The sequence below is a fragment of the Mycobacterium sp. IS-2888 genome, from assembly GCF_001954215.1.
Taxonomy (GTDB): domain Bacteria; phylum Actinomycetota; class Actinomycetes; order Mycobacteriales; family Mycobacteriaceae; genus Mycobacterium.
Map to the genome: position 1 here is coordinate 121,160 of NZ_MBET01000094.1, position 19,209 is coordinate 140,368.

The 19,209-nt window shown below is 67.3% G+C and carries 24 protein-coding genes; 18 read left to right on the plus strand and 6 right to left on the minus strand.

Annotation, left to right across the window (positions count from 1 at the left end):
- Positions 1 to 65 precede the first annotated feature (65 nt).
- The 13 genes from A5745_RS17485 (at position 66) to rplO (ending at position 7,423) form a co-directional block, all read left to right on the plus strand.
- Positions 66 to 1,031 carry a DUF4436 domain-containing protein gene (locus A5745_RS17485; protein ID WP_083662974.1) on the plus strand — a complete coding sequence of 322 codons (966 nt, stop codon included), beginning with the start codon at positions 66 to 68 and terminating at the stop codon, positions 1,029 to 1,031.
- A 35-nt stretch (positions 1,032 to 1,066) separates the two neighbouring features.
- Positions 1,067 to 2,539 (plus strand): HNH endonuclease signature motif containing protein, encoded by a 1,473-nt coding sequence (locus A5745_RS17490; protein ID WP_076117641.1) that lies wholly within the window; start codon positions 1,067 to 1,069, stop codon positions 2,537 to 2,539.
- Between the two features lie 15 nt (positions 2,540 to 2,554).
- Positions 2,555 to 3,091: a DinB family protein gene (locus tag A5745_RS17495; protein ID WP_076117878.1), complete on the plus strand. Its 537-nt coding sequence runs from the start codon at positions 2,555 to 2,557 to the stop codon at positions 3,089 to 3,091.
- 176 nt (positions 3,092 to 3,267) lie between these two features.
- Positions 3,268 to 3,636 (plus strand): 50S ribosomal protein L14, encoded by a 369-nt coding sequence (rplN, locus tag A5745_RS17500; RefSeq protein WP_076061527.1) that lies wholly within the window; start codon positions 3,268 to 3,270, stop codon positions 3,634 to 3,636.
- Positions 3,637 to 3,954, plus strand: a complete 318-nt coding sequence (rplX, locus tag A5745_RS17505) for a 50S ribosomal protein L24 (RefSeq protein ID WP_076061528.1) — start codon at positions 3,637 to 3,639, stop codon at positions 3,952 to 3,954.
- A complete protein-coding gene (rplE, locus tag A5745_RS17510) occupies positions 3,954 to 4,517 on the plus strand; it encodes a 50S ribosomal protein L5 (protein WP_076061530.1) in 564 nt (187 codons plus the stop codon). Before rplX ends, rplE begins: the two co-directional genes overlap by 1 nt.
- Before the next feature lie 4 nt (positions 4,518 to 4,521).
- Positions 4,522 to 4,707 carry a type Z 30S ribosomal protein S14 gene (locus A5745_RS17515; RefSeq protein WP_076061532.1) on the plus strand — a complete coding sequence of 62 codons (186 nt, stop codon included), beginning with the start codon at positions 4,522 to 4,524 and terminating at the stop codon, positions 4,705 to 4,707.
- Positions 4,708 to 4,726: 19 nt separating this feature from the next.
- The gene (gene rpsH, locus A5745_RS17520) at positions 4,727 to 5,125 is read left to right on the plus strand and encodes a 30S ribosomal protein S8 (RefSeq protein WP_076061534.1); all 399 of its coding nucleotides are present in this window, start codon (positions 4,727 to 4,729) and stop codon (positions 5,123 to 5,125) included.
- A gap of 17 nt (positions 5,126 to 5,142) precedes the next feature.
- Positions 5,143 to 5,682: a 50S ribosomal protein L6 gene (gene rplF / locus A5745_RS17525; RefSeq protein WP_076061536.1), complete on the plus strand. Its 540-nt coding sequence runs from the start codon at positions 5,143 to 5,145 to the stop codon at positions 5,680 to 5,682.
- 38 nt (positions 5,683 to 5,720) lie between these two features.
- The gene (gene rplR, locus A5745_RS17530; RefSeq protein ID WP_139329682.1) at positions 5,721 to 6,089 is read left to right on the plus strand and encodes a 50S ribosomal protein L18; all 369 of its coding nucleotides are present in this window, start codon (positions 5,721 to 5,723) and stop codon (positions 6,087 to 6,089) included.
- A gap of 22 nt (positions 6,090 to 6,111) precedes the next feature.
- A complete protein-coding gene (rpsE, locus tag A5745_RS17535; protein WP_076061540.1) occupies positions 6,112 to 6,783 on the plus strand; it encodes a 30S ribosomal protein S5 in 672 nt (223 codons plus the stop codon).
- Positions 6,780 to 6,986, plus strand: coding sequence for a 50S ribosomal protein L30 (rpmD, locus tag A5745_RS17540; RefSeq protein ID WP_076061541.1), 207 nt, complete (start codon positions 6,780 to 6,782; stop codon positions 6,984 to 6,986). The genes rpsE and rpmD overlap by 4 nt, the downstream gene beginning before the upstream one ends.
- Entirely contained in the window at positions 6,983 to 7,423 is a 441-nt protein-coding gene (rplO, locus tag A5745_RS17545) for a 50S ribosomal protein L15 (RefSeq protein WP_076061543.1), read from the plus strand. The genes rpmD and rplO overlap by 4 nt, the downstream gene beginning before the upstream one ends.
- Here the strand turns inward: rplO and A5745_RS17550 are convergent, their stop codons facing one another.
- On the minus strand, positions 7,424 to 8,350 hold the full coding sequence (locus A5745_RS17550) for an LLM class flavin-dependent oxidoreductase (RefSeq protein WP_076117644.1): 927 nt from the start codon (positions 8,348 to 8,350) through the stop codon (positions 7,424 to 7,426).
- A gap of 38 nt (positions 8,351 to 8,388) precedes the next feature.
- Here A5745_RS17550 and sppA point away from each other — a divergent pair, with 38 nt between their 5' ends.
- On the plus strand, positions 8,389 to 10,194 hold the full coding sequence (gene sppA / locus A5745_RS17555; protein WP_076117646.1) for a signal peptide peptidase SppA: 1,806 nt from the start codon (positions 8,389 to 8,391) through the stop codon (positions 10,192 to 10,194).
- Here sppA and A5745_RS17560 read toward each other — a convergent pair.
- The 3 genes from A5745_RS17560 to A5745_RS17570 are packed head-to-tail and all read right to left on the minus strand — an operon-like array spanning position 10,191 to position 12,990.
- Positions 10,191 to 11,105 carry a class I SAM-dependent methyltransferase gene (locus A5745_RS17560; protein WP_076117648.1) on the minus strand — a complete coding sequence of 305 codons (915 nt, stop codon included), beginning with the start codon at positions 11,103 to 11,105 and terminating at the stop codon, positions 10,191 to 10,193. The genes sppA and A5745_RS17560 overlap by 4 nt on opposite strands.
- Before the next feature lie 20 nt (positions 11,106 to 11,125).
- Positions 11,126 to 12,040 (minus strand): class I SAM-dependent methyltransferase, encoded by a 915-nt coding sequence (locus tag A5745_RS17565; RefSeq protein WP_076117651.1) that lies wholly within the window; start codon positions 12,038 to 12,040, stop codon positions 11,126 to 11,128.
- The gene (locus tag A5745_RS17570; protein WP_076061552.1) at positions 12,037 to 12,990 is read right to left on the minus strand and encodes a class I SAM-dependent methyltransferase; all 954 of its coding nucleotides are present in this window, start codon (positions 12,988 to 12,990) and stop codon (positions 12,037 to 12,039) included. The genes A5745_RS17565 and A5745_RS17570 overlap by 4 nt, the downstream gene beginning before the upstream one ends.
- 96 nt (positions 12,991 to 13,086) lie before the next feature.
- On the opposite strand from A5745_RS17570, the gene A5745_RS17575 reads away from it, so the two are divergent.
- Together A5745_RS17575 and A5745_RS17580 are read left to right on the plus strand one after the other, a co-directional pair.
- Positions 13,087 to 13,863 carry an SDR family oxidoreductase gene (locus A5745_RS17575; RefSeq protein WP_076117653.1) on the plus strand — a complete coding sequence of 259 codons (777 nt, stop codon included), beginning with the start codon at positions 13,087 to 13,089 and terminating at the stop codon, positions 13,861 to 13,863.
- On the plus strand, positions 13,860 to 15,074 hold the full coding sequence (locus A5745_RS17580) for a zinc-binding dehydrogenase (RefSeq protein ID WP_076117655.1): 1,215 nt from the start codon (positions 13,860 to 13,862) through the stop codon (positions 15,072 to 15,074). The genes A5745_RS17575 and A5745_RS17580 overlap by 4 nt, the downstream gene beginning before the upstream one ends.
- Here A5745_RS17580 and A5745_RS17585 read toward each other — a convergent pair.
- Positions 15,071 to 16,105 carry a dihydrodipicolinate reductase gene (locus tag A5745_RS17585; RefSeq protein WP_076117658.1) on the minus strand — a complete coding sequence of 345 codons (1,035 nt, stop codon included), beginning with the start codon at positions 16,103 to 16,105 and terminating at the stop codon, positions 15,071 to 15,073. The two genes, A5745_RS17580 and A5745_RS17585, sit on opposite strands and share 4 nt — an antisense overlap.
- Positions 16,106 to 16,740: 635 nt before the next feature.
- Here A5745_RS17585 and A5745_RS17590 point away from each other — a divergent pair.
- A complete protein-coding gene (locus A5745_RS17590) occupies positions 16,741 to 17,310 on the plus strand; it encodes a TetR/AcrR family transcriptional regulator (RefSeq protein ID WP_083662965.1) in 570 nt (189 codons plus the stop codon).
- Positions 17,311 to 17,317: 7 nt separating this feature from the next.
- Positions 17,318 to 18,550 (plus strand): cytochrome P450, encoded by a 1,233-nt coding sequence (locus A5745_RS17595; protein ID WP_076117660.1) that lies wholly within the window; start codon positions 17,318 to 17,320, stop codon positions 18,548 to 18,550.
- On the opposite strand, the gene A5745_RS17600 is transcribed toward A5745_RS17595, so the two are convergent.
- The gene (locus A5745_RS17600) at positions 18,547 to 19,185 is read right to left on the minus strand and encodes a class I SAM-dependent methyltransferase (RefSeq protein ID WP_371337011.1); all 639 of its coding nucleotides are present in this window, start codon (positions 19,183 to 19,185) and stop codon (positions 18,547 to 18,549) included. The two genes, A5745_RS17595 and A5745_RS17600, sit on opposite strands and share 4 nt — an antisense overlap.
- Positions 19,186 to 19,209: the final 24 nt, after the last annotated feature.

Sequence of the window (19,209 nt, forward strand, 5' to 3'; positions counted from 1 at the left end):
ACTTAGCTGCTGCCGCGGATGATCCCGCTGCCGAGGCGGCGGCCAAGTTCCTCGCGCCGGAAACCGTGGCGCCCGCTACGGGCCCCGCCAATGGCAGTGAAGCTCCGCCGGCCCCGCGACCCACTGCGACCCAGCAACAGGGACCGTCGCGGCCCGAGAAGACGGCTCATAAACCGCGACGACGACACCTCGTGCTCGATGTCTCCATCATCGTGGGAGTCGTGGTCGTCTACGTCCTATCCCTGCTCGGCTATCACTGGTTGGCCAGCGCCCCCGGTCCGTTGCCCGATCCGGACCTGAGCACCACCGACAACACCGTGGTGTTGGTGCGCTTGGAGAAGTTGGACACCATCGCAAAGCGCGTCGAAGTCAAAGTAGAGGTGATGCCGGACGATTCGATGGTCGACCATCGCCTCAATGTGTTGAACACCGACACGTCCGTGCGTTTCCTTCCGCACAACGACCTGGGAGACCTGCAATTCCCGGCCGGCAAGTCGCCGGCGCGGGTGACCACCACCATCGAGGTGCACGGCGACCCCGGTGACTGGCCTTTCGACTCATACCGGACCGATACCATCCAAGGGGACGTGCTCGTCGGAAGTGGCGAGAACCGTCAGTACATACCCGCCCGGGTCGAAGTGACCGGATCGCTGGAGGGCTGGGATCTCTCGGTCAGTCGAGTCGGGCGGGACAGCCACGACTCGGATCGCCCGGACAACGTCGTCGTGACGGTGAAGCGGGCCAAGGGTCCGCTGGTCTTCGACCTGGGTATCTGCCTGGTGCTCATCACGCTGCCGACGCTGGCACTGTTCGTGGCCATTCAGATGCTTACCGGCAGGCGACAATTCTTGCCGCCCTTTTCCACTTGGTACGCGGCGATGCTGTTTGCCGTCGTGCCGTTGCGCAACATCCTGCCCGGCACCCCGCCCGCTGGTTCGTGGATCGACCAAGCCGTTGTGATCTGGGTGCTGATTGCGCTGGCCACGGCTCTGGTGCTGTATATCGCCGCGTGGTACCGCCACTCGAGCTAGGGCGGTTGTCGTAGGGACGTGCCATACTCGAACACATGTTCGATGGACGGCTGCACGAGTACTGGGAGCCCCCGCAGACCGAGGGCTCGCGGGCGCTGGTGGACCGCATGTGCGCCTCGTGGCGAGCCGAGGCCCGGGCGGCCGCGGCTCGGCTGGACGCCATTGGCGAACTGTTCGAGATGCGGCGGGCCCAGCGCGGCGAGCGGCCCGACTGGGCAGTGGACACGTGGGCCGCGGTGGGGGCCGAAGTGGCCGCGGCGTTTCGGATCAGCCTGGCGCTGGCCGGCAGCTTCATGCGGTACGCGCTGGCGATGCGCGAGCGACTACCGGAGGTGGCTGCGGTTTTTCGCGCCGGCGACATCGACTATCGGATGTTCCAGACACTGATGTATCGCACCGATCTGATCACCGACGCCGACGTGCTGGCGGCGGTGGACGCGACCCTGGCCGCCAATGTGGTGCGGTGGCCGTCGATGACCCAGGGCCGATTGGCCGGGCAGGTCGACAAGATCGTCGCCAGGGCCGACGCGGATGCGGTGCGCCGGCGCCGAAAGAGCCAGGGCGACCGCGAGATCTGGATCGGCGATCGGGTCGCGGACGGAGTCTCGGAAATCCATGGCAGCATGCTGACCCCAGATGCGCACGCGCTGGACCAGCGGTTGAACGCGTTGGCCGCCACGGTATGTGAGCATGACCCGCGCAGCCAGCAGCAGCGCCGCGCCGATGCCCTCGGGGCACTGGCCGTTGGGGCCGACCGGCTGGGATGCCGATGCGGGCGGCGTGATTGCGCCGCCGGAAAACGCCGGCCGGCCTCGCCGGTGGTGATCCACGTGATCGCCGAGCAGGCCACCCTCGACGGCCGTGGTAGTGCCCCGGGCTCGGAGCTGGGCGCCGACGTGCTGATTCCACCCGAGCTGGTGGCCGAACTAGCCAAGTCGGCCAAGCTGATGCCGCTCAGCCACCCCAGCGATGCCCCACCCGAAAATGGTTATCTGCCCTCGGCCGCGCTGGCCGATTTCGTTCGGTGCCGGGACCTGACGTGCCGCTGGCCCGGCTGTGACCAACCGGCTGTCGACTGCGATGTGGACCACACCATCCCCTATAGCCAGGGCGGGCCCACCCACGCGAGCAACCTCAAGTGCTATTGCCGCACCCATCATCTGGTTAAGACGTTTTTCGGCTGGACCGAACAGCAGCTGCCCGACGGCACGCTGATTTTGACCTCGCCGGCCGGGCGGACATATGTCACCACCCCGGGCAGCGCGCTGCTGTTCCCCAGCCTATGTCGCTCGATGGGTGGCATGCCCGCCGCCGAGGTCGACGTGCCCCAGGATTACTGCGCCGAGCGCGCCGCGATGATGCCCAAGCGGCGGCGCACCCGCGCCCAGAACCGCGCGAGCGCCGTCGCCATCGAGCGCAACCACAACCGCCGGGCCCGCCTGGAGCGCCAGGCGCTTCTGGCCGGACCCGCCCCACCCCAGGAAGACGACGAACCGCCACCGTTCTAGGTGGAGGATGTTCCCATGCCCGCGCCGCTGCCGCCGCTCGCCGAGGAGGATCACGTCTGCGACGTCTGTGGGATCGCATTCGCGGAGACCCGGATCGACGACGCGCTTGGCGTCATTGCCGGCATACCGGACGCGGCGCGGGATGCCGCGCACGCGATACCCGCGGAGGCTCGCCGGGTTCGGCCCGGTCCCGGTGTGTGGTCGGTCAACGAGTATGTCTGCCACCTGCGGGACGTCTACGTGAGCTTCACCATCCGGCTGTACCGCGTCCGCACCGAGGACCAGCCGGCGTTCGAGCCGATGTACAACGACCTGCGGGCCCGTCGTTTCCAATACAACGAGTGCGACATCGAAGCCACGCTCGACGAGCTGGCGAGGGCGGCGGCGGGTTTCCGCGACGAAATCGCACGAGTGCGCGACGACGGCTGGGACCGCGTGGGGTCTCGGTTGCCGGGGGAGATACGCACCGCGCGGTGGCTGGTGCGGCAGGCGATGCACGAAGGCGTTCACCACCTCGGCGACATCCGCGGCATCGGCGAAATCGCCCGCTGACGGCAATTCGCCGGCAAATTTGGCCCTGAGCTGGCCGTCCCCTAGACTCTAGGGGTTGCCTTGGGCAGACCTCGGCCGGTGTGAATCGGCCCCGCGTGCCCTTCGGCCACACAGACCGCGCACGTCAGGTTTTGGGTTTCCCCTGCCGTGCACACGCAACCAGGTCAGGAGATCGAGTGATTCAGCAGGAATCGCGGCTGAAGGTCGCCGACAACACCGGCGCCAAGGAGATCTTGTGCATCCGGGTGCTCGGCGGTTCGTCGCGACGCTACGCCGGCATCGGCGACGTCATCGTTGCCACCGTCAAGGACGCCATTCCGGGCGGCAACGTCAAACGTGGTGAGGTCGTTAAAGCCGTCGTCGTGCGCACGGTCAAGGAGCGCAGACGTCCCGACGGCAGTTACATCAAGTTCGACGAGAACGCCGCGGTGATCATCAAGCCCGACAACGACCCGCGCGGGACGCGTATCTTCGGCCCGGTCGGCCGCGAACTGCGCGAGAAGCGATTCATGAAGATCATCTCGCTGGCCCCGGAGGTGCTGTAGATGAAGGTCAAAAAGGACGACACCGTCCTGGTGATCGCCGGTAAGGACAAGGGCGCCAAAGGCAAGGTGCTGAAGGTCTACCCGGACCGCAGCCGGGTGTTGGTCGAGGGCGTCAACCGAATCAAGAAGCACACCGCGGTTTCCACCACTCAGCGCGGGGCCCGGTCCGGCGGCATCGTCACCCAGGAAGCCCCGATCCACGTTTCCAACGTGATGGTGGTCGACTCGGACGGCAAGCCCGCCCGCATCGGCTACCGGCTCGACGAGGAAACCGGCAAGCGGGTCCGCATTTCCAAGCGCAACGGCAAGGACATCTGATGACAACCGCTGAGAAGGTGCAGCCGCGCCTTAAAGAGCGCTACCGCAACGAGATTCGGGACGCGTTGCACAAGCAGTTCGGCTACGGCAACGTCATGCAGATCCCGACGGTGACAAAGGTTGTCGTCAACATGGGGGTCGGTGACGCGGCCCGGGACGCCAAGCTGATCAACGGCGCGGTCAACGACCTGGCGCTAATCACCGGTCAACGCCCCGAGATTCGCAAGGCGCGCAAGTCGATCGCGCAATTCAAGCTGCGCGAAGGCATGCCGATCGGCGTGCGGGTTACCTTGCGCGGCGACCGGATGTGGGAGTTCCTCGACCGCCTCACGTCCATCGCGCTGCCACGTATTCGTGACTTCCGCGGGCTTTCGCCCAAGCAGTTCGACGGTGTCGGCAACTACACCTTCGGTCTGGCCGAGCAGTCGGTGTTCCACGAGATCGACGTCGACAAGATCGACCGGGTCCGCGGCATGGACATCAGCGTCGTCACCTCGGCGACAAACGACGACGAAGGACGAGCGCTGTTGCGGGCCCTCGGCTTTCCCTTCAAGGAGAACTGACTAGATGGCTAAGAAGGCACTGGTTAACAAGGCCGCGCGCAAGCCGAAGTTCGCGGTGCGCAGCTACACCCGCTGCAGCAAGTGCGGCCGTCCGCGCGCGGTGTTCCGCAAGTTCGGGCTCTGCAGGATCTGCCTGCGCGAGATGGCGCACGCGGGTGAGCTGCCCGGCGTGCAGAAGAGCAGCTGGTGACGGGACATAGGACGCAACTATGACGATGACCGACCCGATCGCGGACTTCTTGACACGTCTGCGCAACGCCAATTCGGCCTACCACGACGAGGTGAGCCTGCCCCACTCGAAGATCAAGGCGAACATCGCCCAGATCCTCAAGAGCGAGGGCTACATCAGCGACTACCGGACCGAGGATGCTCGGGTCGGCAAGTCGCTGGTCATCCAGCTCAAGTACGGGCCGAGCCGCGAACGCAGCATCGCCGGTTTGCGCCGGGTGTCCAAGCCGGGCCTGCGTGTGTACGCGAAATCCACCAATCTGCCGCGGGTGCTCGGCGGCCTGGGTGTGGCGATCATCTCGACCTCCTCGGGCCTGCTGACCGACCGTCAGGCAGCCAGACAGGGCGTGGGCGGCGAAGTCCTCGCATACGTGTGGTGAGGGGTTGAGGAAAAGCCATGTCGCGCATTGGTAAGCAGCCGATTCCGGTCCCCTCCGGAGTCGACGTCACGATCGAAGGCCAGAACGTCTCGGTGAAGGGACCCAAGGGCACCCTGGATCTGAAGGTCGCCGAGCCGATCGCCGTGTCGCGCAACGACGACGGTGCCATCGTGGTCACCCGTCCCGACGACGAGCGGCGCAACCGCTCCCTGCACGGGTTGTCCCGCACCCTGGTCTCCAACCTGGTCACCGGTGTCACCGAGGGTTACACCACCAAGATGGAGATCTTCGGCGTCGGCTACCGGGTCCAGCTCAAGGGTTCCAACCTCGAGTTCGCGCTGGGATACAGCCATCCCGTGGTGATCGAGGCCCCCGAGGGCATCACATTCGCGGTCCAGTCGCCGACGAAATTCACGATCACCGGGATCGACAAGCAGAAGGTCGGCCAGATTTCGGCGAATATCCGCCGCCTGCGCCGCCCCGACCCCTACAAGGGCAAGGGCGTGCGCTACGAGGGCGAGCAGATCCGCCGCAAGGTCGGAAAGACAGGTAAGTAGCCATGGCGAAATCACAAGCTGCCGCCGTGCGAAAGTCGGTGGGGCAGAGCGTGTCCGAAGCGCGACGGGTCTCGCGGGTGCGCAGGCACGCGCGGCTGCGCAAGAAGATCTCGGGCACCGGCGAGCGCCCGCGTTTGGTTGTGCACCGGTCCGCGCGGCACATTCACGTGCAGTTGGTCAACGACGAAAACGGCACCACGCTGGCCGCCGCGTCGTCGATCGAGGCCGATGTGCGCGGCGTGGACGGTGACAAGAAAGCCCACAGCGTGCGGGTCGGTCAACTGATCGCCGAGCGCGCCAAGGCCGCCGGCATCGAGAGCGCGGTGTTCGACCGCGGCGGATACACCTACGGCGGACGGATCGCGGCGCTGGCCGATGCCGCACGCGAGAACGGATTGAGTTTCTGATGACAACTGGAAGGACCGCATAATGGCGGAGCAGCCAGCCGGCGGGCAAGGCGCCCCAGAGGGCCGCGACGCGCGCGGTGACGGCCGCGATTCCCGCGGCAGGCGGGACGGCGGCGGCCGCGGCCGCGACCGTGACGGCGACAAGAGCAACTACCTGGAACGGGTCGTCGCCATCAACCGCGTCTCCAAGGTGGTCAAGGGTGGTCGGCGATTCAGCTTCACCGCACTGGTCATCGTCGGTGATGGCAACGGCATGGTCGGCGTCGGTTACGGCAAGGCCAAGGAAGTCCCGGCCGCGATCGCCAAGGGTGTGGAAGAGGCACGCAAGGGCTTCTTCCGGGTTCCCTTGATCGGCGGCACCATCACTCACCCGGTGCAGGGTGAGGCGGCCGCCGGCGTGGTGCTGTTGCGCCCGGCCAGTCCGGGTACCGGTGTGATCGCCGGTGGCGCGGCCCGCGCGGTGCTGGAATGTGCTGGGGTGCGCGACATCCTGGCCAAATCGTTGGGCAGCGACAATGCGATCAACGTGGTGCACGCCACCGTCGCCGCGCTCAAGCTCCTGCAGCGTCCCGAAGAGGTGGCCGCCCGCCGCGGACTGCCGATCGAGGACGTCGCCCCGGCCGGGATGCTCAAGGCGCGACGTGAGAGTGAAGCGCTGGCGAGTGCGACCGCGGCCCGGGAGGCGCAGCCATGAGTCAGCTGAAGATCACCCAGGTGCGCAGCACCATCGGGACACGCTGGAAGCAGCGCGAGAGCCTGCGCACGCTGGGACTGCACCGGATTCGCCATTCGGTGGTCCGCGAAGACAACCCGCAGACGCGCGGCCTGATCGCGGTGGTGAGCCATCTCGTCGAGGTGGAGCCGGCCGAGACGGGCGCCGGAGGTAAGACCAAATGACACTCAAGCTGCACGACCTACGGCCCGCGCCCGGGTCGAAAACCGCCCGCACCCGCGTCGGCCGCGGCGAGGGCTCCAAGGGCAAGACCGCGGGCCGTGGCACCAAGGGCACCAAGGCCCGCAAGAACGTCCCGGCCACCTTCGAGGGCGGGCAGATGCCGATTCACATGCGGCTGCCCAAGCTCAAGGGGTTTCGCAACCGGTTCCGCACCGAGTACGAGATCGTCAACGTCGGCGACATCAACCGGCTGTTCCCCAAGGGGGGCGCCGTCGGGGTGGACGACCTGGTGGCCAAGGGCGCCGTTCGCAAGAACTCGTTGGTCAAGGTCCTCGGCGACGGCAAGTTGACCGTGAAGGTCGACCTGTCCGCGCACAAGTTCAGCGGCAGCGCCCGCGAGAAGATCACCGCCGCGGGCGGCTCGGTCACCGAGCTCTAGTCACCGCAGCTGCGGAATCACCTCCGCGGCAAGGCGTTCCATCTGCGCGCCGTTCTCCGCGACATCCGCGGCGACGGGGTTGAGCAGCAGCATCTCCGCTCCGGCATCGATCACCTCGCGCAGTCCACGCGCCACGTCGTCGGGTGTACCCGACACCGGAACCGCATCGATGCCCGACATTTCGCCGTAGATGCGGCGCAGCCCGGCGAGTACCCGTTCGCGCGCCCGCGCGGCATCGTCGTCGATCATCAGATAGACCCGCTTGCCGATGGTGAAGTGCGCCGGGTCTTTGTGTTGTTCGTCGAGTTCGCGGCGCACGATGCCGACGGCTTCGGCGAACGCTTCGGTGGTCGAGGAGCCCGCACCCAGAAACGAGTCGCCGTGGCGCACGGCCCTGGCCAGGGCCTTGGGAGCGAGGCCGCCGAACCAGATCGGGGGGTGCGGCCGCTGCACCGGCTTGGGCTGGATGGGAAGGTCGTCCACGTCACGGAACCGGCCGTGAAAGCTCACCCGGGGTTCGTCGGACCAGGCCGCCTTCATCAGGTCCAGGCCCTCGGTGAAATAGCTTATGTAGGTTGACTTCTCGACGCCGAACGCGGCAAACCTGCGGAATCCGCCGCCGGGTGCGACGCCGACGTCGAGGCGCCCATGGCTGAGCCGGTCCACGGCGGTCACGGCCGAGGCCAACTGAAGCGGATCATGCAACGAGGACACCAGCACGGCGACCCCGAGGCGCAGTCGCTCGGTACAGGCCGCGCAGTACGCCAGCACCTCCAGCGGCGCCAGCAGCGGTGCGTCGCCGACGATCTGCTCGAGCACCCAGCCTCCCTCGAACCCGAGTTCCTCCGCGCGCGAGAGAAACACGCGCAGCCCCGCGTCATCGAAGCCGTCGAAGTCGAATTGGGGGATGGCGATCGAGAACCTCACCCCACCACCGTACGGCGGCCGATCGGTAGGCTGCGATCATGTTCGGCTTCCTGCCTTCGCTTCCCGGCATCGCACGGTGGAGGGACGAGGTGCGTGCCGTGGCCGGTCGCGTCGATACCGCCCGCCATCACGGCGTGCCCAATGGCTGCGTGCTCGAATTGAATTTGCGCTCGGTGCCGCCGGAAAGCTCGGGCTTCGACCCGCTGGCGTTCATCACCGGGGGCGGCCGGCCGATGGCGCTGCGTGACGCGGTCGCCGCAATCCACCGGGCCGCCGGGGATTCCCGGGTCGCGGGGCTGATCGCCCGCGTGCAGCTTGCGGCGGCGCCGCCGGCGGCGGTTCAGGAGCTGCGCGAGGCCGTCGCGGCCTTCACCGCCCGCAAGCCGTCGCTGGCGTGGGCCGAGACCTATCCGGGGACGCTGTCGTACTACCTGGCTTCGGCATTCGGCGAAGTGTGGATGCAGCCGTCGGGAAGCGTCGGTCTGGTCGGCTTCGCCAGCAGCGTCACCTTCCTGCGGGACGCGCTCGACAAGGCGGGCATCGAAGCCGAGTTCGTGGCGCGCGGCGAATACAAGTCGGCGATAAACCGATACACCGAGGGCGGGTTCACCGACGCCCACCGCGAAGCCGTCACCCGAATGCTGGAAAGCCTGCAAGACCAGGTGTGGCAGGCGGTCGCCGAATCACGCAGCATCGATCCTGCCGGGCTCGACGCGCTGGCCGACCGGGCCCCACTGTTGCGCGAGGAGGCCGTCGCCTCCGGTCTGATCGACCGGATCGGCTTCCGCGACGAGGCATACACGCGGATAGCGGAACTGATTGGTGCGGAAGGAATTTCGCCCGAGTCCATCGATTCCGATGAGAACGCTCCGCCGCGGCTCTACCTGTCGCGGTACGCCGGCGCGGCCCAGTCCAGGTTGGCCCCGGCCTTGCCGCCGATTCCCGGCCGCCGCCCCAAACCCACGCTCGCGCTGGTCACCGTCGCGGGCCACATCGTCGACGGGCGTGGCGGGCCCCAATTCCTGCCCTTCGGCGCCTCAGCCGTCGGCGGCGACACCATTGCGGCGGCACTGCGGGAGGCGGCCGCCAACGACGCGGTGTCCGCGATCGTACTTCGGGTGGACAGCCCGGGCGGCTCGCTCTTCGCCTCGGAGACCGTCTGGCGCGAGGTGGCGCGGGCCCGCGCACGCGGCAAACCGGTGGTGGCGTCCATGGGCTCGGTCGCCGCGTCCGGCGGCTACTACATCTCGATGGGTGCCGACGCGATCGTGGCCAGTCCCGGCACGATCACCGGGTCCATCGGTGTGTACAGCGGGAAGTTCGTTGTGCGCGATCTGAAGGGGCGGCTGGGGGTGGCCTCGGATACCGTGCGCACCAACGCAAATGCCGATGCCTGGTCGATCGACACGCCGTTCACGCCGCAGCAGCGGGCCCATCAGGAGGCCCAGGCGGACCTGGTCTACGCCAACTTCGTGGAGCGGGTGGCCGAGGGGCGCAAACTGAGCGCCGATGCCGTTGATGCCGTGGCGCGGGGGCGGGTGTGGACCGGCGCCGACGCCCTGGAGCGCGGTCTGGTCGACGAACTCGGCGGCCTGCGAACCGCCGTGCGCCGGGCCAAGGTCCTGGCCGGCCTGGACGAGGACACCGATGTCCGCATCGTCAGCTACCCGGGCTCGTCGCTGCTGGACTTCGTGCGACCCCGCGCGTCGTCGCAACCGGCCGCGGCGTCGCTGCCGGACGCGCTTGGCGCACTGCTCGGCCGGTCGATTGCCGGCATCCTCGAGGACGCCGGGCGGACGCTGTCCGGCACACACGTGCTGTGGCCGGGGGAGTGGCGCTTCTAGCCGGTGAGCCCGCCGCTGATGAAGATGATTTCGCCGAGCGGGTCGTCGTTTTCGGGAGGGGGGACCTCGATGCCGTTGCGCCGGAACAGTTCGGTGCGCGTGACGCCCTCGACGTCCCACCCCGAGGTCCGCAGATAGTCGACGACATGGTTGCGTTCGCCGGTATAGACCAGCGACGCCATGTCGATGTCGACGCCGTGATCCCGGAAGGTACCGGACATCTCCCGCGCCCGCTCGACGTCGAAATCGATGATGCCGGGCACGAATTCGGTGGCGATGGTGCTCCCGGGCGCGCTGAGCGCGGTGATGTTGTCGAACAGCCGATCCTGGGCCTCCGGCGGCAGGTAGATCAGCAGGCCTTCGGCCAGCCACGCCGTCGGCGCGGTGGTGTCCAGCCCGGCCGCCTTAAGCGCCGCCGGCCAGTCGCCGCGCAGGTCGATGGCGACCGTGCGCCGGGTGGCGGTGGGCTGCGCACCGATGCCGGCCAACGTGGTGGTCTTGAACTCGATCACCCGCGGCTGGTCGATCTCGTAGACCACCGTGCCGCCCGGCCACGGCAGCCGGAAGGCGCGCGAGTCCAATCCGGACGCCAGGATCACCACCTGACGCACGCCCGCGGCGGCGGCGTCGAGGAAGTAGTCGTCGAAGTACTTGGTGCGCACCGCCATTCCGTCGATCATCGCCTGCATGCGCACCGGCGAGGCGTTCTCGATCGCGTCCAGGTCGAGCTCGCCGTCCATCATCTTGGTGAACAGGTCTACCCCCACCGCGCGCACCAGTGGTTCGGCGAACGGGTCGTTGATCAAACCGCGCGGATCCTTCGTCGCCATGGCGCGGCCGGCCGCGACCATCGTCGCGGTCACGCCCACGCTGGACGCCAGATCCCAGTGGTCGTCGTGCGTGCGTGCCATGAGAGAAGCCTAGCTAGGCCCTACTTCAGGATGGCGGCCACGTAGCTCAAGTCGCCGAAGGAGGCCGCCATCGCGTCTTCGGGAAACTCAAACCCGTTGCTAGCGTACAACTCCCGGGCCGGGTGGGCCGTCACCTGCCATCCGTGGCCGTTCAGGTAGTCGACGACGACGCTGCGCTCGCCGCGATAGAACAGGTCGGTCGCGTTGAGGTTGAAACCGAAGCGCTGCCAGCGCTCGGAGATGCGCTGCAACCGCTCGTCGGTAAACGCGTTCGGGTCCGGGACGTGTTCGGTGGCCAGCCGGCTGCCCGGCGCGCTCAGCGCGGTGATGTTGTCGAACAGTCGATCCTGGGCGTCGGGGGGTAGGTAGGGCAACAGGCCTTCGGCGCTCCACGCGGTCGGCTGCCCGACGTCAAAACCGCTCTCCCGCAACGCCGCGGGCCAGTCGTCCCGCAGGTCGATGCTGACGGCACGGCGTTCGGCGGTCGGGTCGGCGCCCAGGCCGGCCAGCGTGTCGGTCTTGAAGGCGATGACCTGCGGCTGGTCGATCTCGTAGACCACCGTGCCCGCCGGCCACGGCAGTCGGTAGGCCCTGGTGTCCAGACCGGAAGCCAGGATGACCGCCTGTCGCACACCGTCATTGGTGGCGCCGGTGAAGAAGTCGTCGAAAAACCTGGTGCGCACCGCGATCTGCTCGCGCCGCGCCTTGCGGTTGAACAGCGGGTCGTCCTCGAAATCGAGCTCGCCGTCGATGATGCGGACGAACGGATCCAACCCCACGGCGCGGACCAGGGGATCGGCCAGTGGATCGTCGAGCAGCGCATCGGGCCCCTGCGACGCCACGGCGCGGGACGCGGCGACCATGGTCGCGGTCGCTCCCACGCTGTGCGCCGGTCCCCAGCTATCGCCGTCGGTGCGTCCAGAGCCGACTGTCATTTCAGGTATCCGCTCACGTAAACCATGTCGCCCATGCGCGTGTCGTCGTCCTCGAAGGGTGGAAGTCCGTTGTCCGCGAACAGCTCTCGGATGCTGATCCCGTTCAGTTCCCAGCCATGATCGGCCAGGTAGGGAGCCGCTTCGTTGCGCTCACCAAAGTAGACAAGCCCCGCCATGTCGAGATCGAAACCGTGCGCACGCCAGCGCTCGGAGATGCGTTGCATGCGTTCCTTCAACTTCTCCTCGTCCCCGGGCTGCGGGTTGGGCGCGCTCTCGGTGGCGAACCGGCTTCCCGGCGCGCTGAGTTCGGTGATGGTGTCCAGCAGGCGGTCCTGCGCCTCGGGCGGCAGGTAGCCGAGCAGACCCTCGGCGCTCCACGCGGTCGGGCGGGCCGGGTCGAATCCGGCGGCGCGCAGCGCGGCGGGCCAGTCGTCGCGCAGATCGACCGCGACCGTTCGCCGCTCGGCGGTGGGCGTGGCGCCCAGCTCGGCCAGCGTGCGGGTCTTGAATTCGATGACCTGCGGCTGGTCGACCTCGTAGACGACGGTCCCGGCCGGCCACGGCAGCCGGTACGCGCGGGAATCCAGCCCCGAGGCCAGGATCACGACCTGCTCGATGCCCGCGTTCGTCGCGTCGATGAAGAACTCGTCGAAGAACTTGGTGCGCACGGCCATGTTGTCGGCCATCCGCGACATGGCCCCGGGGGATCCCCCAGATTCAGCGGTGCCGTCGTGCACGTCGTTGAGCTCGCCGGGGCTCACCTCGCCGGTCGCCAGCCGGGTGAGCAGGTCCACGCCGACCGCTCTGACCAGCGGCTCCGCGTAAGGGTCGTCGATCAGTGGGCGCTCGTCCCGGCTGGCCACCGCCCGGGCCGCCGCGACCATCGTCGCGGTCACGCCGACGCTGGACGCCAGGTCCCAGGTGTCGCCCTCATACCTCGTGGAAGTCATGTTCTCCCCTACCCGGAAATAGTCAGTCTAATATTTAGCCAATATAATAAGCGCCAACCACTGTACGCCTATTCCATTTCGCGGCAACCTTGACGGATGGCATACGCGGCAGCGGGTAAACGGGTGCTCATCACCGGCGCGTCGTCGGGTCTGGGGGCGGCCCTGGCGCGACAGCTCGCCGCCCGCGAAGCGGTGGTGGGACTGATCGCCCGCCGCCGGGATCGCCTCGACGAGGTGCTGGCCGACTGCCGGCGCAGCGCGCCGGAATCGGTGATGTGGGTGGCCGACCTGGCCGACACCGCCGCCCTGGGCGAGCTGGCGCGGCGTGTGTGGGACGGACTCGGCGGCATCGACGTGCTGATCAACAACGCCGCGATGCCGAAGCGCCGGCCCGTCATCGACCTGGATCCGGACGAGGTGGAGAACGTCATGCGGGTCAACTTCTTTGCGCCGATGCGTCTGATGCTGGCGCTGCTGCCGCGGATGCTGGCGCGCGGCTCGGGCCTGATCGTCAACGTGTCCAGTGTCGGCGGCCGGCTCGGCATCATTCACGAAACCGCCTATTGTGCAAGCAAATTCGCGTTGTGCGGCTGGAGCGAGGCGATGGCCGTGGACCTCTACGGCAGCGGCGTCGCGGTGAAGCTCATCGAGCCCGGCCCGGTCGACACCGAGATCTGGGATCACCCGGGCAGCGAGGAGCCGCTCTACCAGGGGCCCAAGGTGCCCGCCGACGAGGTGGCCGAAGGCATCATCGACGCCCTGGGCAGCGACACGTTCGAGCACTACGTTCCGGACATGAAGGCCGTCGTGGACGCCAAGAACGCCGACCTCGATGCGTTCATTGCGGGCACGGCCGCGATGGCGCCGCGGTGAAGGCGCTCGTCTACGGCGTCGCGCCGGAGGCGTCGCCCGGACCTGAGGACGCACTGACCCACAGCCCGGTCGCACTGCAGGAAGTCGCGGATCCGCAACTGCCGCATCAGGATTGGGTGCTCACCCGTCCCCGCCTGACCGGCATCTGCGGTTCGGACTCCAAGCAGATCCTGATGGACTTCGGCGAGGACGACGTCGACAACGCCATGGCCGCGTTCTGTTCGTTCCCCCAAGTCATGGGCCACGAGGTGGTCGCCGACGTGGTCGCCGTGGGGCCCAAGGCGCGCGGGCTGGAGATCGGGCAGCGCGTCGTGCTGAACCCGTGGCTGTCCTGCGGGCCGCGCGGCATCGAACCGCCCTGCCCGGCTTGCGAAAGCGGCGACTACAGCCTGTGCTGGAGCTTCACCGACGGTGACATCAAGCCCGGCATCCACACCGGGGTGTCCGCCGATGTCACCGGTGGATACGCCGAGCTGATGCCCGCCCACGACAGCATGCTGTTCGGCGTTCCCGACTCGATTCCCGACGAGCTGGCCGTGTTCGCCGACCCGTTTTCGGTGTCCCTGCACGCGATCACCCGCCACCCGCCGCTCCGCGCGGGCCGCGTGCTCGTCTACGGGGCCGGCTCGCTGGGGTTGTGCGCGGTCGCGATCCTGCGGGCGCTGTATCCCGAGGTGGCCGTCGCCGTGGTGGCGCGCTTCGATGCCCAGGCGCAGTTGGCCCGGCGGTTCGGGGCCGCCAAAGTGCTCGCACACGAACCGCGCCTGGCCGTCATCGAAGAGCTCGTGGCCTGGGGCGGTGGCCGGCTGCGCCAACCGCTGCAGGGCCTGCCCATGGCCTACCCGGGACCGATCGACGTCGTCTACGACACCGTCGGCAAGCCCGAGACGTTCGAGGTCGGGGTGCGGGTCCTGCGCTCGCGGGGGACGCTGGTGAAGGCCGGCGTGCACGCGCCCGGCCGGTGGGAGTGGAGTCCGTTGTATTTCAAGGAGATCAGCTGGGTCGGGTCCAACGCCTTCGGGATCGAGGAGGTCGAAGGCCGGCGTCAGCACGCGATCGCGCACTACCTCGACCTGGTCCGCGCCGGCCGGGTGGACCTGGGCCCCATGCTGACCCACACGTTCCGGCTCGAGCAGTGGCGCGACGCGTTCCTCGCGATCGCTAACCAGGGCCAGAGCGGCGCCGTCAAGGTCGCATTCGACCAGCGCTAGACCAGCGCGCCCGGGGATCCGGTGATGGGCAAGTCAATCGGGGTGATGACGCCCGGTTGTGCGTCGCACAGGAACGGGATGGCGTTGACGGCCGCGACCGCGGTGCTGTCCATCAACACGGTCATGACGTCCTCTCCAGGGTGGCCGAACCGGATCGTCGCGTCGACATGTGGCTCGCCTTCGATCACCACGCTAAAACCCTTGGGGTCGGTCCACTTTGGCTCGAGCGCGTCGTCGCTCATGGTCCAGCAGATGGCCAGCTCGATCACCGGGCGACCGCCGCGATAGCCGCGATAGGTGCGCCGTTGGCCCCCGGCGGTGCCCGCGGCATAGTCCACCCAGCCCAGATTCAGATCCCGGGTCAGCACGGCGGGCTCGACGAATGCCTCCTTGGAGTCGAGCTCGGTACCCAGCATCGTGGCGATCATGTCCAGCGTCTCGAAGTAGCCGAGCCCGTATCGTTGCTTCTCCGGGTCGAGGTGCGTCACCGGCTCACGCGGCGGTTTGCCGAATCCGAGCACCTTCCACACGTCTTGCACGGGATAGGTTGTGCAGTCCAGCGTTTCGACGAGCTTGACGCTGCGCACCCGCGGGCAGGCGCCGGTCAGGAAGCCGGCGACGACGTTGATGAAGCCGGGCTCGAATCCCGTTCCCAGGAACGTGGATTGGCCCTGTCGCGCCGCCTCTTCGAGCGCCGGGAGTTCGACCGGGTGATGGGTGCCGGTCACGAAGTCGCCCGTGGTGACGACGTTGATGCCGCGGCGCAGCATCGTTTCCACCAAGTCGTAGTCGATGGCACGCGGCATGTAGTTCACGCAGTCCGGCGCGAGATCGAGCAACGCGTCGACATCGCTCGTCGCGGTGACTCCCGTCGGGGGTCGGTCCGCGAGCACGCCCGCGTCGCGGCCCACTTTGTCCGCGCCCAGGGCGTGTACGCCCACCACGTCGAAGTCGTCACGGTCGAGCAGGATGCCGAGCGCTCGGCTGCCGATGTTGCCGGTGGACCACTGGACTACCCGGTATGGCGCCATGGCTCACCGTAACTGTTGACTACGTCCAACCGCAGTCGCAGCGACTGGCTGATCTCACAGTCAGCGCGATTTCCCAGTTACGGAGTTGTCGACTCGCCGGGAGGCGCAGACTTTCGGACCCAGAAGTTACCCACAAACTTGGCCCATCTGCCCGTCAGTGGGGCTCGCCCCCTCGCAATGGCCCAAATGGTATCTGCGCACGGCGTTAGATTTGTCGAGGCAAGCCTGATGGCCAGCGGGTTCGGTGATGCTGGCACAGGGATCGTCGGCGCGTGCTTGTGCTGGTGGCATGCAGAGGGGTGCCAGTGTTATGGCTGCTGCCGCCGCCACGCCCGTTATTGCCCGCTTCATCAGTTCTTCCCTTTCTGACCCCAATGGGCGCAGTGCGACAGAGCATCTGGAGTGGTGACAGTAACGGCGTATTAGTTTCGGCAAGTTGCGTCGATGTGAAGACTTTGGGACGCTCGCGGAGTAGTCGCGCCTGGGCGGCATCGGGACTGGCACGCCCGCGTCGCACCCCACTTTGGTCGCGCCGAGTGGTTCAGGGTCAACCGGGAAGCCGTGCTTGAGCGTAGGCGAACATTGTTCTAATCTGAATACTGTTCGAAACCGAACGCTGTTCGAAAGGGGCGCATGTGACGGCGGTGTCCAATGCGCCGGTGCTTCGCTACGGGGCCCTGGACCGGGCCCACCTGACGAAGCACCTGCTGCGCCTGGCCAAGCGAGTGGGCGTCAGCCGGGTCACGATGCGCGAGCTGGCAGCGGAGGCCGGCACGGCGGCCTCGTCGGTGTACTACCACGTTCGCGACAAGCGGGAACTGCTCGATCTGCTGATCGAAGCGGTGCTCGCACAGATCGAGGTTCCGGAGGAAGGCGACTGGGAAGCACGTTTGATCGCGCTCTATGCCAGCGCGTGGAAGGTACTGGTCGGCGTGCCCGGGATCGCGGCTCTGCTGCAGGAGCATCCGCACACCACCGCGGCCACCGCGATGGATCTCGCCTCTCGCGAAATTCTGCGCGAATCCGGCTTGACTGCTGAGCATTTCGAGGCGGCGCACGCGGCGTTGTACATCCACCTACTGGGATCCGTGCAGCTCGAGCACAGGCGCCGCGCGGGTGGCGCGGCCCGCGGGGTCGACGACAAGGCGTTTACGTACGGATTGCGCCTCATCATGGCGGGCCTGCGCGGCGAGCTCGAGAAGTGAAGCGCACATGACAGACATGGCAATCGATCTCGCCGAGCCCTCAGTGTGGGCCTCGCGCTTTCCCGACGACATGTTCGCCGAGTTGCGCGCCAGCACGCCGGTGTTTCATCAGCATCTCACCGACCGCGTCAGATCCACTGTGGGCCGCGAGTTTTGGGTGTGCACGAAACATGACGATGTCGCGCGAGTGCACCGCGATCACGAGTCGTTTACGGCGACCCGCGGACCGCTGATTCAGGACGTAGCGCTGTTCGATTCCTATCCGGCGATCGTGAGCATGGACCCGCCGGATCACACGATTCGGCGCAAGGTCATTGCCCGCGCGTTCACCCGACGCGCGGTGGCCAAGTTGGAGGAAGGCATCCGGGCTCGGGCCAAGACCATGGCCGCTGCCCTGCGTGAGGCCGGCGGTGGTGAGTTCGTCGATCTGGCTGCGGGATTGCCAATCTCGGTGATCGGCGACATCGTCGGGATTCCCGATTCCGACCGCCCGCATGTATTCGGGTTGATCGACCGGGTGTTGAAGACTGCCGGCGCGCAGATGTCCGTGCCCGACGGGGATGACTTGCTCCCGTTCATGGAGCTGTTCCAGTACGCCAGCTCGCTGACCGCTCACAAGCGTGACCATCCCGTGGACGACATATGGAGTGCGTTGTGCACCACGGAGATCACGGAAGAATCGGGCGAGAGCTTCTTGCTGCCCTCCAATGAACTCGAAATCTTCTTCTTCATCCTCGGCTTGGCAGGCGCCGACACGACTCGAAACGCGCTGTGCGACGGCATGCGCGCCTTCGCGGCCAATCCGGACCAGATCGCAGTCTATCGATCCGACCCGGATGCGCGGCGGACGGCGGTCGAGGAGGTGATCCGTTATTCCACGCCGATCATGTTCTGGGTGCGTGGAGCAACCATGAATGTCATGATCGGCGACGTCCTGATCCCCGAGGGTGCGCGCGTGGTCACGATGTTGCGCTCGGCCAACCGCGACGAAGACGTCTTCGAGGATCCATACCGGTTCGACATTCGCCGCGATCCCAACCCCCACCAGTCCTTCGGCGGGGGCGGCGCTCATCACTGTCTCGGTGCGATGCTTGCGCGGGCGGAAATCCGGGCCGCCCTCGACGAGATCTTGCTCAACACCGGTGCCATCGAAGTCGGGGAGCCGAGGCTGACGCTCCCCGATCTCTGCAACAACATGACCGTATACGAATCGCTCCCGGTCAGTCTGGGCCAGCGCTAGGCGGGACGGGTCGCGCGATAGTAGGTGAGCCGTCCGACCACGCGTTGGCGATGCGTGGCGACTTCGGTGCAGTCGAAACCGGCACCGCGCAACAGGCGCGGAATCGCGTCGCCGAGATTGCCGGCCGCGTGCGGGCTGCGCCTGATGAGCCGCGCCAGCACGCCGCCGTCGGCCGCCGTGTCGCCGCCGATATCGACCAGGTGCAACCTGCCGCCCGGGCGCAGAACACGGAAGATCTCCTCCGCCGCAGCGGTTTTCGCGTCGTCACTCACATGGTGCAGCATCATCGACGACAGCACCCGGTCGAATTCGCCGTCGCCGTACGGCAGCCGCTCGGCGTAGCCGCGCTCGAAGCGGACCCCATCGGTCTTTCTCCGCGCCCGGTCAAGCGCCCGCGGGTCGGGGTCGCACCCAACCGCGTCCAGGTGGGGGTAGCCGCGTTTGGCGCGAATGATGAGATTGCCGGTGCCGCAGCCGATTTCCAGCACGCGACGGCAGTCGGCGAGCTCGGCCTGCGCGATCAGGGACTCGTGGACCCTTTTCATGCCCAGTAGGCGAGAGATCAGGTCGTAGCAGGGCAGCAGCGCGTCGTGGCCGGCGGCGGGCAGATAGTCATGTGGATGATGTTTCGTCACAGCATCCATGGTGAACCGGTGAAC

What these genes read in the sequence shown, in the direction of transcription:
- A5745_RS17490 (WP_076117641.1), top strand. Translation starts at nt 1,067, where the DNA reads ATGTTCGATGGACGGCTGCACGAGTACTGGGAGCCCCCGCAGACCGAG.
- A5745_RS17495 (WP_076117878.1), top strand. Translation starts at nt 2,555, where the DNA reads ATGCCCGCGCCGCTGCCGCCGCTCGCCGAGGAGGATCACGTCTGCGAC.
- rplX (WP_076061528.1), top strand. Translation starts at nt 3,637, where the DNA reads ATGAAGGTCAAAAAGGACGACACCGTCCTGGTGATCGCCGGTAAGGAC.
- rplE (WP_076061530.1), top strand. Translation starts at nt 3,954, where the DNA reads ATGACAACCGCTGAGAAGGTGCAGCCGCGCCTTAAAGAGCGCTACCGC.
- A5745_RS17515 (WP_076061532.1), top strand. Translation starts at nt 4,522, where the DNA reads ATGGCTAAGAAGGCACTGGTTAACAAGGCCGCGCGCAAGCCGAAGTTC.
- rpsH (WP_076061534.1), top strand. Translation starts at nt 4,727, where the DNA reads ATGACGATGACCGACCCGATCGCGGACTTCTTGACACGTCTGCGCAAC.
- rplF (WP_076061536.1), top strand. Translation starts at nt 5,143, where the DNA reads ATGTCGCGCATTGGTAAGCAGCCGATTCCGGTCCCCTCCGGAGTCGAC.
- rpsE (WP_076061540.1), top strand. Translation starts at nt 6,112, where the DNA reads ATGGCGGAGCAGCCAGCCGGCGGGCAAGGCGCCCCAGAGGGCCGCGAC.
- rpmD (WP_076061541.1), top strand. Translation starts at nt 6,780, where the DNA reads ATGAGTCAGCTGAAGATCACCCAGGTGCGCAGCACCATCGGGACACGC.
- rplO (WP_076061543.1), top strand. Translation starts at nt 6,983, where the DNA reads ATGACACTCAAGCTGCACGACCTACGGCCCGCGCCCGGGTCGAAAACC.
- sppA (WP_076117646.1), top strand. Translation starts at nt 8,389, where the DNA reads ATGTTCGGCTTCCTGCCTTCGCTTCCCGGCATCGCACGGTGGAGGGAC.
- A5745_RS17560 (WP_076117648.1), bottom strand. Translation starts at nt 11,105, where the DNA reads ATGGCACGCACGCACGACGACCACTGGGATCTGGCGTCCAGCGTGGGC.
- A5745_RS17565 (WP_076117651.1), bottom strand. Translation starts at nt 12,040, where the DNA reads ATGACAGTCGGCTCTGGACGCACCGACGGCGATAGCTGGGGACCGGCG.
- A5745_RS17570 (WP_076061552.1), bottom strand. Translation starts at nt 12,990, where the DNA reads ATGACTTCCACGAGGTATGAGGGCGACACCTGGGACCTGGCGTCCAGC.
- A5745_RS17575 (WP_076117653.1), top strand. Translation starts at nt 13,087, where the DNA reads ATGGCATACGCGGCAGCGGGTAAACGGGTGCTCATCACCGGCGCGTCG.
- A5745_RS17585 (WP_076117658.1), bottom strand. Translation starts at nt 16,105, where the DNA reads ATGGCGCCATACCGGGTAGTCCAGTGGTCCACCGGCAACATCGGCAGC.
- A5745_RS17595 (WP_076117660.1), top strand. Translation starts at nt 17,318, where the DNA reads ATGACAGACATGGCAATCGATCTCGCCGAGCCCTCAGTGTGGGCCTCG.